This window comes from Anthropogastromicrobium sp., from assembly GCF_037349415.1.
GTDB classification, from domain to species: Bacteria; Bacillota; Clostridia; order Lachnospirales; family Lachnospiraceae; genus Anthropogastromicrobium; species Anthropogastromicrobium aceti.
In genome coordinates, this window is sequence record NZ_JAXWCK010000038.1 from 90,640 (window position 1) to 104,425 (window position 13,786).

Annotated in this window: 9 protein-coding genes; all 9 read right to left on the minus strand. The window is 42.1% G+C overall.

Annotated features, from left to right (window positions below; all coding sequences use genetic code 11):
- Positions 1 to 24: 24 nt before the first annotated feature.
- Entirely contained in the window at positions 25 to 2,898 is a 2,874-nt protein-coding gene (locus tag WJP93_RS09405; RefSeq protein ID WP_337547927.1) for a penicillin-binding transpeptidase domain-containing protein, read from the minus strand.
- Positions 2,891 to 3,421 carry a rod shape-determining protein MreD gene (gene mreD, locus WJP93_RS09410; protein WP_118612873.1) on the minus strand — a complete coding sequence of 177 codons (531 nt, stop codon included), beginning with the start codon at positions 3,419 to 3,421 and terminating at the stop codon, positions 2,891 to 2,893. Before mreD ends, WJP93_RS09405 begins: the two co-directional genes overlap by 8 nt.
- 23 nt (positions 3,422 to 3,444) lie before the next feature.
- On the minus strand, positions 3,445 to 4,320 hold the full coding sequence (gene mreC, locus WJP93_RS09415; protein ID WP_118612872.1) for a rod shape-determining protein MreC: 876 nt from the start codon (positions 4,318 to 4,320) through the stop codon (positions 3,445 to 3,447).
- Positions 4,317 to 4,997, minus strand: coding sequence for a DNA repair protein RadC (gene radC / locus WJP93_RS09420; RefSeq protein ID WP_118612871.1), 681 nt, complete (start codon positions 4,995 to 4,997; stop codon positions 4,317 to 4,319). Before radC ends, mreC begins: the two co-directional genes overlap by 4 nt.
- 143 nt (positions 4,998 to 5,140) lie before the next feature.
- The gene (locus tag WJP93_RS09425) at positions 5,141 to 6,415 is read right to left on the minus strand and encodes a methionine gamma-lyase family protein (protein ID WP_227099929.1); all 1,275 of its coding nucleotides are present in this window, start codon (positions 6,413 to 6,415) and stop codon (positions 5,141 to 5,143) included.
- A gap of 23 nt (positions 6,416 to 6,438) precedes the next feature.
- Positions 6,439 to 7,407: a tRNA (adenosine(37)-N6)-dimethylallyltransferase MiaA gene (gene miaA, locus WJP93_RS09430; protein ID WP_337547931.1), complete on the minus strand. Its 969-nt coding sequence runs from the start codon at positions 7,405 to 7,407 to the stop codon at positions 6,439 to 6,441.
- A gap of 57 nt (positions 7,408 to 7,464) precedes the next feature.
- Positions 7,465 to 9,507 carry a DNA mismatch repair endonuclease MutL gene (gene mutL, locus WJP93_RS09435; RefSeq protein ID WP_337547932.1) on the minus strand — a complete coding sequence of 681 codons (2,043 nt, stop codon included), beginning with the start codon at positions 9,505 to 9,507 and terminating at the stop codon, positions 7,465 to 7,467.
- 166 nt (positions 9,508 to 9,673) lie between these two features.
- Positions 9,674 to 12,334: a DNA mismatch repair protein MutS gene (gene mutS / locus WJP93_RS09440; RefSeq protein WP_227099880.1), complete on the minus strand. Its 2,661-nt coding sequence runs from the start codon at positions 12,332 to 12,334 to the stop codon at positions 9,674 to 9,676.
- A gap of 109 nt (positions 12,335 to 12,443) precedes the next feature.
- Positions 12,444 to 13,786: tRNA (N6-isopentenyl adenosine(37)-C2)-methylthiotransferase MiaB (gene miaB, locus WJP93_RS09445; protein ID WP_337547933.1), on the minus strand; the 1,343-nt coding region annotated here is incomplete at its 5' end.

The following is a 13,786-nucleotide window of genomic DNA, read 5'->3' on the forward strand; positions in this document are numbered from 1 at the left end:
TATCCCTGTCTTCTGTAGCTTACATCAGTCACTGTACGTAGCTGACTCTCCAAGTGTATTGTAGGATTTATCCAGAATGTCTTCCATATCAATGTAGCCAAAGTAATACTGATAAATGTAACGACAAACTACTGCGGCATTGTATGCCATGTAACCATGCGGGATAGCAACCGTTACGGAAATCTTTGGATCGTTGTACGGACCATATGAAATGAAGGTTGCGTGGTTCGCACGTGAAAGATTCTCCTGTACGGAACCAGATTTTCCAGCAATGTCGATCTGCAAACCGGTAAACGCACCTGCCGCTGTACCAGCCGCATGGACAACTCGGTACATACCTTCCCTCATGACATCGTAGGTTGACTGTGAGATGCCCTCGATCTGCTCTCCCTCTGGGGTGAGTTCTTCAATCACATTTCCGTTTGCGTCACAGATTTTGCTTAACAGACGGAATGTATAAAGTTTACCGTCCGTTGCAAGTGCGGTCACATAGCGCGCCAGACTGATCGCAGTCATGTTGTTTGTACCCTGTCCAATTGCAGATGTCGCCGGGTATTCCGTTGAAATCTGTGACAGATTTTCTGCGACTTCCACACCGCTCTTCTCACCAAAACCGTACTTTTCGGCGTATTTGCGAAGCATTGCAAGACCACGCTCCGCGTCATATTCTCCGTTTTCATTTAAGCTTAAACGGTAGCCAACTTCATAAAAATAGAAGTTGCACGACTGCTCAATAGCCCCCGCTGTGTTTAACGGACCATGCTCACCGCCAGTCTCTCGAGCGATCCAGCATCGCGGATGATCCAACTTGTCGAAAGTACCAATACAGTTAATATACTCTGAGCTGTCAATTACGCCCTCCTCGAGTCCTGCACTTGTCGTAACAAGCTTGTAAACAGAACCTGGCGCAATTCGTACCTGCGTCGCCTTATCATACAGCGGCTCTGACTGATCATTAATAAGCTTATTCCAATATTCAGCATCAACTGTTCCAGAAAGCTTGTTCAAATCATAGCCTGGGTAAGATACCATTGCTAACAGCTCTCCTGTCGTCGTATCAGTTACAATCGCAGAACCACTGCATGGATCAAGCGCGATCTGCGCCGGTGTCAGCTCAGTATTTCCAATTTTCTCACGAATAAAGGTAAATGCAGTCTGCGCATCTCCATTTTGAAGTTCTTCATAGGATGAATTGTCGACATCTAAGATGCCCTGATCAATCAACGCCAGGCAAACCAGATTACCAGAAAGCTGCTCATTATGAATCAGCTTTTTATATACAAGTTTACGAAAACCACTGTCAGCTGAAAGATTTTCTTCACAGAAGGATAGGATCTGGCTCATAACCTGGCTGGAATCCGAGTATGCAGACTCCGCACCAAGCTTTGAGGAATCAATCCATCCCTTTGAAATCACATATGACAGGAAATCATAAAATGAAATCTCTGTATTTTTCCATGCGAGGAAGGTCTCATCTGAGGTATCAATCTCACTTGCGGTAATAACCCCCTTTTCTCGTAAAAAGGTATAGACATATTCCATGTAGTCCTGCATATCTTCTGTCAACTCAGACTGTATCGTTGCACCCGGTACCATTTCCTCCAAAATATGACGAATAGCAAGTGTGGACTCTCCCTCATACAAGGAAAGAATCTGTTTTTCGGCCTCGGAAGCACCATCATCTGAAAAATGCTTTTCATCTAAAATATTGTTGTTAAACATCTGATAGTAAACATCTTTTACCGAAATCTGGAACTCGCTTGCAAGTGTTGAATCATCTGCCTCGAAATCCTCGATTGTAAGCTTTCCGACAAGGACATCCGCAAGACGCTGCTCCACAATATTATACACAGCAACCTGCAGATCATGGTCAATAGTCAGGTATACATCATTTCCGCGAACCGATGGCTCACTGTCGATTGTATCAAGAATCTGACCAACATTGTTTAAATATACAGTATCGTTGCCCTTTGTTCCTGCAAGTTCACTCTCGTAATACTGCTCGAGTCCATCCTTTCCGACCATATCCGTTGCCTCATAGGTGGAATCGCTCTCCTGAAGTGTCTCAAGCTCCTGCGTACTCGGCTTTCCTGTATAACCAAGAATATTTGAAAAATACACGCCATCCGGATAAACACGGCGCTCTGACTGCTCCACCTCGACGCCAAGCAGCTGATCCTGATTCTCAAGAATCGCCGACTGAAGCTCTGGTGAAATATCCGAGCAGATCGTCGTGGACTTGTACTTTGCATAAGCTGTCAGACGCATAGCATATCGTATATTGCAGATTGCCAGTGCATCTTCCTTGCTGATCGTTTCGGCATTCTCCCATCTTGTTGTAAAATTATAGGAAACCTTCATAAGACGCTTCATCACAGTCTCTGCGTCATAAGTATAGACATCCTCACCTTCCTTACTTTTTTCTTCAATGTAGGAAGTTCCATATACATCGCGAATAAGCTGACGGATCGCACTATCCTTTCCACTGTAAGCAAACTGCCCGTCATCATCAATAATCACAGGAAGTTCTGTCACAATGGTTCCATCATATTTTTTCACAATTTCAATCAGGCGAAGAAGCATCTCATTGAAATCACCGTTTGCCTTTGTATATTCGCTAGTATCTTTTACAGTCAGGTTATAGACTGCCTCATTTCCGGCAAGGACGACTCCATTTCTGTCGTAGATAGTACCTCTTGTAGCAGTTGTCGTAATCTCCTTTTTGGTGCGGGAAACGTATGAATCATAATAAGCTGCTCCATCCAGAATCTGGAGCTGGAACAGCCTCACCACCAGGACTGCCAGAAAAAGCGTACACACAATACCAAGCCAGAAAATTCTGGATCTTAATGTATTTTTTACCCATTCCCTGAATAAATCCCAATATTCCTTAAGCAAATCTCTTTTCTCCTTTTTTCTCTGCCTCTGTCAGATGTCTGTCAACCGTCATGATCACACCATATACTATAATCGTAGCGATTGCTGTCATCAACAGCTCCGGAAGTGCCAGATTTTTAATATAGTCTGCAATATTTACCCGTCCGAATAATAGGAAGCTGAATACATAAATATAAACACTGTAAATCAGCTCATTGGCACTGCATAACAAAACAGGCATCACAACCATATCATGCGCCAGCACCCTTGTAAAAATGCCATTGAAATAGCCAATATAAATAAAGATAAGCGTATAATACCCCAGTACACCTCCGCTGAATGAATCCAGCAAAAGACCGCACCCAAGTCCTGTAAGCATTCCCCACATCCTGCCCTTTAAAAAGCCAACTGAAAATGTGACAATTAACAACAGATTGGGCGCTGCAGTCAAAATTGGAATAATCCTTGTAAAATTTGACTGCAGCATAAAACAACTGACGGCAAGTACTATACATAAAACAACTCTGAGTATCTTAATCTTCATCTGTTTTTTTCTCCATCCTTTGTTTACTCTGCAGACTGCTTCTGTGTCGTAACTACAAGCACGTTGCGTATGTGTTTGAAATCCGCTGCCGGCTTCAAATAACCAGATGCAGCCAGCCCATTTTCATCCACAGTAACATCCTGCGCATAGCCAATAACAAGTCCTGGAAGATAGCGGTCTGAAATATTGGATGTAACAATTACATTGTCTCTGCTGATATTAAAATCGGTATCCATATACTGAAGCTTCAAAAGACCATGCTCCTTCATATAAGGAAGATCACCGGTAACAACACAGGCATCTCCTGTTGTAGACTGCATTGCACTGACATTTACATTATCATTGATAATCGAAGTCACAACTGCATGACCCTTTGCTATATCCGATATGTAACCGACAAGTCCGCCGCCTGAAAGTACATTCATGCCTACTTCAAGGCCATCATCTGTACCTTTGTCTATCGTAAAGGTAGAGAACCAGTTTCCTGTCATATCAGAAAAGATCACAGTTGCCCCAACAGTATCATAATCGGCATACTCACTTTTGAGTTCAAGAAGTTCTCTCATATCCTGATATTCCTGAATCTTCTGATCATAAGAAACCATCTGCTCTTTGAGTTCTTTATTTTCATCTTCAAGCGACTCAATCTTTGCCATCGCCTCCTCTTTGCTCAGTCGTTCCTGATCAAAATTAAAGAAAATACTGCCAAGCTTGTTAACACCCTTCTGCACCGGAACAGTGATTGCCCCTGCTACCTGTCCGACTGACACGATGTTTTCTTTTTTGATGTAATAATACCCCATAGAAATCACACAGCACGCCGTCAATATAAAAAGGATCAGCTGCGGTCTTCTTGTAAAAGGCATTTTTACATTGCTGTTTTGATTGCTGCTTTTCATGAAATATATCCTCGTTCTTTTAAACTGATAAATCTGCCGTCACCAATGATGATATGATCAAGCAAAGGGATGGCGGTAAGCTCTCCCGCCTTTTGAATCTGCCGCGTCACCGCAACATCTTCCGCGCTCGGGGTTGGATCTCCGCTGGGATGATTGTGAATCAATATAATTTTGACTGCCTGATAACGAAAGGCCTCAATAAAAACCTCTCTCGGTGACAAAATTGTCTGATTCACTGTACCTTTAGTCAGCACCAGATCGCGAATCAGTGCTCCCTTATTATTTAAGAACACAAGAAGTACCTGTTCCTGACGCTCATCTTTGAGACGGTTCATATAATAGTTTCCGACTGCCTGAGGACTGTCCAACACAATCCCCTGCTGTCTTGACGCACTAAGACGCCTTGACAGCTCACCAATACACTGAAGCTGTATTGCCTTTACCTTTCCGATTCCGCGTATCTTAGTCAACTGAGCTACAGTCATAGACACAAGCCCTGAAAGACTTTCTATCGCAAGAAGCCTTGAGGCAAGCTCAAGAGAATTTTCGCCAACGCTTCCTGTTCTTAAAATCACGGCAAGCAGTTCGGCATTGTTCAATGCACCAGCGCCCTGCTCCATACACCTTTCGTACGGTTGGATATCTTTGGGCAGCTGCTTTGAAATATCATGTTTCATAATCGTTCCTTACTTCCAGGTATCGAAACCATTATGAATTTATTTTATCACAATTCTTTTTTAAAGTATAGAAGAAATTTTCGAATATTAACAAATCCGTATGTCAAAAGCCGACAGTTCCTGCTCTGACATACGGAAATTTCTTATAAAGTGACAATACCTGCCTGAACCAGTTTTTCAAGTGCCATCATAATTCCATACTTTGCATGATACCAGGTAAGACCTCCCTGGAAATAAACTGCATATGGCTCCTTTAGAGGACCATCTGCACTCAGCTCAATCGAAGAACCCTGGATAAATGCACCGGCTGCCATAATAACCTGTGAATCATAGCCCGGCATATCCCATGGTTCTGGTGTTACATAGCTGTCAACCGGAGCTGCTGCCTGAATACCCTGACAAAATGCGATCAACGCCTCAGGCTTTTTAAGTGTAACAGCCTGAATAATATCGTATCTAGGCTCTGTACCGTTTGGAATTACATCATAACCTAATTTTTCAAATACGTTTGCTGCAAAAACTGCTCCCTTAAGCGCACCTGCCGCTACTGTCGGTGCCAGGAAAAATCCCTGATAGAATGACGGAAGAACGCCCAAAGATGCACCAACCTCCTGACCAAGTCCCGGAGCACTAAGACGATATGCACACTGCTCAATACATGCTGCTGTTCCGCAGATATAACCGCCAATCGGTGCTAATCCGCCGCCTGGATTTTTAATAAGAGAACCAACTGTCATATCTGCCCCAACATCAGATGGCTCAATTTCTTCGATAAATTCACCATAACAATTATCTACCATACAGATCACGTCTGGCTTAATTGACTTGATGAATGAAATCAGCTCACCGATACGCTCAACTGAAAGTGTCGGTCTTGTCTGATATCCCTTAGAACGCTGAATAGTTGCTACTTTTGTCTTCTCATTGATTGCAGCGCGAATACCTTCCCAGTCAAAGCTGCCATCACTAAGCAGATCTACCTGGCGATATGAAATATTATATTCTCTAAGAGAACCAACAGACTGACGGATTCCAATTACCTCTTCAAGCGTATCATATGGCTTTCCCACAGGTGAAAGCAGCTCATCACCTGGACGAAGATTTGCAGATAGTGCAAGCGCAAGCGCATGTGTTCCGCATGTGATCTGTGGACGCACCAATGCAGCCTCTGTATGGAATGTATCAGCATATACCTGCTCTAACGTTTCTCTTCCCATATCATTGTATCCATATCCAGTTGTTGCTGCAAAGCAAGCTTCACTTACATGATTTTTTTGCATTGCACCAAGCACCTTCATCTGATTCTGCTCTGCAACTTTATCAATCTCGCAGAAACGTTCTTTAAGATCCTGCTCGATTTTCTCACAAAATTCATACGTCTTTTCACCAATCCCCATGGACAGGTAAGTTTCTTTCATTGTCATTTTTCTTTCTCTCTTTTCTATTTTTGCTGTATTTTTACTGCGGCATGTAAGTTTTTTACACACTGCTCTGTCAATATGCTTATAACATCTTCGTTTTTTGCTCCGTCAATATCAAGCCATGTTACATCGCGTTCTCTGCGAAACCAGGTAAGCTGACGTTTTGCAAAATGTCTCGTTGACTGCTTAATCTGACTTACCGCATCATCTAATGTACACTCGCCGTCAAGATATGATAAAAGCTCCTTATAGCCAAGTCCCTGCATTGAGACATAACTTCTGTCATAGCCCATCGCCTTTAATGCTTCCACTTCCTTAAGCAGTCCCTGCTCCATCATCTGATCCACGCGCAGATCAATGCGACGATACAACTCTGCGCGATCTCTGTTCAGGACAAAATAGCAGAAATTGTATGGTGATTCTTTCTGGCGCTGTTTCTCATTATGTTCTGAGATTGGACGACCTGTCAATTTAAAATATTCCAATGCGCGAATTAGACGCTTCGTATTATTTGCATGAATTGCCTCTGCCGATGCAGGATCAACGCTTCGCACTTGCTCTAACAGCCATTCATTTCCAAGCTTTTTTGTCTTATCTTCAAGCTGTGTACGGTACGCAGTATCCTCGCATGTATCTTCAAAATCAATATCATACAAAAGTGCCTGAATATAAAATCCAGTTCCGCCTACCACAAGCGGAATATGACCATTAGCATAAATTTTTTCCATTGCCGCCTTTGCCATCTGCTGAAAGCGCACTACGGAAAATTCATCACCTGGCAACAGCTCATCCACAAGATAATGAGGAACGCCCTGCATCTCATCAGGCATAATTTTTGCAGAACCAATGTCCATATATTTATAAACCTGCATAGAATCTGCACTGATTATCTCACAGCCAAGCGATTTTGCCAGTCCAATTGAAGCGCTTGTTTTTCCCACAGCTGTTGGACCGGTCAATATAATAAGTGGTTTCTTATTTTCTATCATATTTATTCCTACCTATTGCTCGTTACAGTTCATTGTTTTCCATTTAAAACTGTGTAATCACACAATTCTCTTAAACTTCTTTTCAAGCTCATATTTAGTCATCGTGATAATTGTTGGTCTTCCATGAGGACACGCATACGGATTTTCAAGTGTAAGTAGCTGTGACACAAGTGCATCTGCCTCCTGAAACGAAATCTTCTGACCACCCTTAATGGCTGCCTTACACGACATCGACGCAAGCTTTGATGCAATCAGCTCAGATGGCTGCATGCTTCCTCTGTCCTCAAGATCAGACAGCATCTCCAAAAACAGCTCCTTTTCATTGATTCCATAAAGATTTGCCGGAATCTCACTGATTGCATACTCGCGCCCACCATATGGTTCAATCGTAAAGCCAATGCGTTCAAATTCACTTTTAAATTCTTCTAAAATCGCTTCCTCTGCCCTTGTCAGTGAAATAACCATCGGCGGACTCACAAACTGAGTAATACGCTCCTTTTTGCGGTATGCCTCCATAAGCCGCTCATAATTTACCTTTTCATGTGCAGCATGCTGATCCATTATATAAAGCTGATTTCCATACTGAATCAGCCAGTACGTATCAAACAGCTGTCCTATCAGACGATGATGGATTCTTGCCTTCTCTGACAATAACGGCTCCGTGAACAACGTTTGCTGTTCTGGTTTTTCTAATTTTTGTTCTGGCTGAGGAGGCATCTGATTAACAGTTTGAGATACATCCTGTCCAATACGTTTGTGTATTCCAGAGGCAAGCTCCCACTTCGAATCAGAATCCTTTATTGTCTGCTTTTTTTCTATCTTATATTCACCAGAAGGATCAGAAAGCTTTGACGGCACTTTCGGCTGTTCTTCGTTTTTTGGCAGCTTTTGTTCACTCTGAATTTTATTCTCTGTGAAGATCTTTTGTTCACTCTGAGTTTTATGTTCTGCTGATGGCTTTTGTTCATTTTGAATTTTATGTTCTGCAGGCGGCGGTGGAATAATCTCCTTCATCGCCTGAAGACGTCTCTGCTCAAAAGGTTCTGGCAGCTTTTGCTTTTCCTGCACCTTCTTTTCGGCCTTGCCATCATCACTTACATCTGGAATAAATTCTTTGCCGCGAAGTGTATTTTCAATTGCGCCAGCTAACAGCTCATAAATTTCATTTTCCTGCTGAAAACGCACTTCCATCTTCGCCGGATGAACATTTACATCAATAAGCTCTGGCTTAATTTTAATATGAAGCACCGTAAACGGATAACGATGCTGCATCATGAATGGCTTATACGCCTGCTCAATTGCAGCAGCAATCAAACGGCTTTTTACAAAACGTCCATTTATATAATAATTTTCAAAAGTTCTATTTCCTCTTGAAATAATAGGCTTGCCAATATAGCCTGTCACTGCAAACAGAGGGCACTCATAGTTGATCTCTAACACATTGGATGAAATTTCTCTTCCATAAATTGTATAGATCAAATCCTTCAAGCGGCCATTTCCACTCGTATAAAGCTTATTCTGTCCGCCATTTATAAAGCGCATAGATATATCTGGGCGAAGCATAGCCATGTTTTCCATCAGCTGATTTATATAATTTCCCTCTGTAGCTGCTGTCTTTAAAAACTTCTTTCTGGCAGGCACATGGTAAAATAAATTGCGCACGAGAATTGTTGTGCCGTCTGGTGCACCTATCTGTGTTAAGCTTTTTTCCTCGCCGTCTTCAATCTGGTAGGAAATACCAAGCATAGCTTCAGGCGGCTTTGAAATGAGCTCCACCTGTGCAATGGCTGCAATACTCGAAAGTGCCTCACCACGAAAGCCAAGCGAACCAATATCTAACAAATCATCAATTGTATGAAGCTTACTCGTTGCATGACGCAAAAAAGCTTTACGCACCTGATCTTTTTCAATTCCGCAGCCATTATCGGTAATGCGAATAAAACTGATTCCACCATCTTTGATTTCTACAGTAATTGCCGTTGCTTTCGCATCAATAGCATTTTCCAACAGCTCCTTTACAACAGAAGATGGTCTGTCAATAACCTCTCCTGCTGCAATCTGATTAATCGTTGCCTGATCAAGCAATTGTATTTCGGGCATTGCAGACCTCCTTTGCGTGTTTTTTTAATTTTTATATTTTTGATACTTCCTACGGATTGCTCCGCAGCTTCGCCGCTCTCGCAATCCGAATGAGAGTGCAGGTTCCAAGCTCAGATATGATTTCCTGCAAGCAGGAAACATCACTCAGTTTTTCACCTTGGAAGCATCAAATGCGATTTTTTAGTGTTGCCTGCATACGATACAGCGTATTAAGTGCATCAAGCGGTGTCATATTTGCAATTTCTAGTTTTTTGATTTCTTCTATTATAGAATCATCTTTTACTGTATCAAAAAGTGTCAGCTGATTTGCATCTACTTCATCTGGGCGTGATACGCGCTTTTTAGATGGTGTTGACTGCATCTGGGCAATCTCTCTTGCACGAGCTGCAATGTCAGCATCAGTCAGTTCCTCAACCAGTTCCTTTGCACGGTTTATAACACGGTCTGGAACACCTGCCAGTTTTGCAACCTGGATTCCATAGCTTCTATCTGCACCACCTTTAACAATTTTTCGCAAAAAGACAATATCGTCCCCCTGCTCCTTCACGGCAATGCAATAATTATTTACACCATTTAATGCGCCTTCAAGCTCTGTCAGCTCATGGTAATGCGTTGCAAAGAGCGTTTTTGCACCAAGCTGTCTGGCATCCGCGATATATTCAACAACGGCCCACGCAATACTCATACCATCATATGTACTAGTTCCGCGTCCTATTTCATCAAGAATAATCAGACTCTTTTTTGTCGCATGACGAAGAATGTTCGCCACCTCATTCATCTCTACCATAAAGGTACTCTGACCAGATGCCAAATCATCAGAAGCACCTACTCTTGTAAAAATGCGATCACTTATACAGATATTAGCCGATTTTGCAGGAACAAAGCTTCCAATCTGTGCCATAAGCGCAATCAATGCGACCTGACGCATATAAGTCGACTTTCCAGCCATATTCGGACCTGTAATAATCGAAATGCGGTTCTTTCCATTATCAAGCAGCACATCATTTGCTACAAACATATCATTTGGAATCATCTGCTCAACAACAGGATGACGGCCATTTTTAATATCAAGAATTCCTCTTTCATTGATCTGTGGTTTAACATAATTCTGACGTTCCGCAACAAAAGAAAGAGATGCGATAACGTCAAGAAGCGCAACTGCACGCGCTGTTTTCTGAATACGCTCTACCTGCGATGCCACACGATCTCTCACATCACAGAACAATTCATATTCAAGCGCTGCCAGCTTATCCTCAGCACCAAGAATTAAATCCTCAAGCTCTTTTAACTCCTGCGTGATAAAGCGTTCTGCATTTGTAAGTGTCTGCTTTCTTGTATAATCATCAGGAACCATATCCTTAAAGGAATTGGTTACTTCAATATAATAACCAAACACCTTATTGTAACGCACGCGCAATGTCTTAATTCCTGTGCGTTCACGCTCCTTTGCCTCTAGCTCTGCCAGCCAGTTCTTTCCCTCTGTCTTTGAGCGGCGAAGCTTATCTACATCCTCATTATAGCCATCCTTAATGATTCCTCCCTCCCTGATAACAAGCGGCGGATCCTCTATAATGGCACTGCTGATTAATGCTTCCAAATCGTCCAGAGTATCTAGTTCATCATACAATTCTTTCAGCAGTGATCCTTTAAAATCAGCTAACTGCTGTTTAATCGGCGGCAGCATGCGAAGTGATGCCGCAAATGCCAAAAGATCTCTTGGATTTGCTGTCTTATAACTGATACGACCTGCCAAACGCTCCAGATCATAAACTGGCTGCAAATACTCGCGAATTTCTTCTCTTGTCACATATTCGTTTAGCAGTTCTTCAATCGCTTCCTGTCTTTTTAAAATTCTCGCACGATCAATAAGTGGCTGCTCAATAAAGCTTCGAAGAAGCCTTGCTCCCATCGCTGTCTTTGTCTTATCAAGCACCCAAAGCAAACTTCCGCGTTTTTCTTTTTCTCTAAGTGTCTCTGTCAGTTCCAAATTGCGGCGTGTCGATGTATCCACAATCATATAACAGCCTGTAGTATATGGCTGAATATTTGTAATATGTGGCATTGTACTTTTCTGAGTATCATACAAATACTGCATCAAAGCACCTGCCGATATCATTCCTGAATCATAATCCTCCAGACCAATTCCAAGAAGTGAAGTTGTATGAAAATGCTCCATTAAAATCTTCTTTGCATTGTCTTCCTTATAATACCAGGAATCTGGTGTTGATACAGTAAAATGCAGCCTGTCTTTTAATTCATCCAGATTTTCTCCACTTAATTCAAACAAATCATTGCATATTACCTCTGCCGGTGTAAACTTAAACAGCTCATCCTCTAACTGTTCTTTTGTCTTTAATTCTGTCAGATAAAATTCACCTGTTGATACATCACATGTACTTACTCCGTAAATGCCACCCACATAGGCAATTGACATAAGGTAATTGTTCTTTGTTTCATCAAGTGCCTTATTATCACAAATTGTTCCTGGTGTCACCACACGGATAACCTCACGCTTTACAAGACCCTTTGCAAGCTTCGGATCTTCCATCTGCTCTGCAATAGCGACACGATAGCCTTTTTTTACCAAACGATCTATGTAATTGTCGGCTGCATGAAAAGGAACTCCGCACATAGGTGCCCGTTCCTCTAGTCCGCATTCTTTTCCTGTTAACGTAATCTCCAGTGCCTTTGACGCAGTAATCGCATCATCAAAAAACATTTCATAAAAATCACCCAATCTGTAAAATAAAATACAGCCAGGATACTGATCCTTTGTCTCAAAGTACTTCTGCATCATCGGCGACAGTTTCGCCCTGTTGATTTCCATTTACTTATGCCTCTCTTACTGTAAATTGTTGCTGTCCATTTGCAAAACTGCACACAGTCTGATAGCGGCTATCGTAACCGTCAGCCGCTATCTCCTCTTATCTTATGCGTTATTCCACAAGCTCTCCCAAATAGTAAAAGCCTTTGGACTCTATCATTTTTACTTTGCAGATCGTTCCGATCAATGAACTATCTCCCTTAAAATGAACCACTGTGTTATTGCTGAGACGTCCTGATACCATAGATGGATCTTTCTCATTAACCTCTTCTACCAACACCTCAAGTGTTTTCCCAGTATCGCGGCTGCACTGAGTTGTCGCAATAGACTGAACAAGCTTTAACAGGCGGTCAAAACGATCCTTTACCACTTCCTCTGGTATCTGATCATCCATTGCAGCAGCTGGTGTTCCTGTACGCTTTGAATAAATAAAAGTAAATGCACTGTCATACTGCACCTTGCGTACTACATCCATTGTATCTTCAAAATCTTCCTCAGTCTCACCTGGGAAGCCAACAATAATATCCGTAGTCAAAGAAAGATCAGGAATTTCGCGGCGAAGCTTTGCTGCTAACTCCAAATATTGCTCCTTGTCATACTTTCTGTTCATGAGCTTTAAAATACGACTGCTTCCAGACTGAAGCGGCAAATGTAAGTGACGACAAATCTTTTTGGAATTTTTCATCACTTCAATTAATTCATCTGACAGATCCTTCGGATGTGAGGTCATAAAACGAATCCAACGAAGTCCTTCGATCTGCTCTACCTGCTGTAAAAGCTGTGCAAATGTAATCGGATTATCAAGTGTCTTTCCATATGAATTTACATTCTGACCAAGAAGCATAACCTCTACTACACCATCAGCTACTAACTGCTTAATCTCCTTTATGATATCCTCTGGCTGTCTGCTTCTCTCTCTTCCGCGCACATATGGAACGATACAGTAGCTGCAGAAATTGTTGCAGCCATACATGATGTTGACACCACACTTAAAGGAATATTTACGGACAGCAGGAAGATCCTCTACGATTTGATCAGTTCCTTCCCATACATCAATTACCTGTTCTTTTTTAGTAAATGCCTGATATAACAACTCTGCAAGCTTAAATATGTTATGAGTTCCAAATACAATATCAACAAAACGGTAGCTGCTACGAATCTTTGCAACCTCATCTGGCTCCTGCATCATACAGCCGCAGATAGCAATCATACGGTGAGGTGCTTTCTTCTTTCTGCTCTGGTACATTCCTAAATGACCGTATACCTTCTGGTTTGCATTCTCACGCACAGTGCAGGTATTCATGATCAAAAAATCAGCAGCCTTTTCATCATCAGTTTCCTCATATCCGATTTTTTCAAGAATACCAAGCAGTTTTTCAGAATCTTTCGCATTCATCTGGCAGCCAAAGGTAGTAATATGAACTGTTAAGTTTCTTCCTAACTCTTCTGACTTTC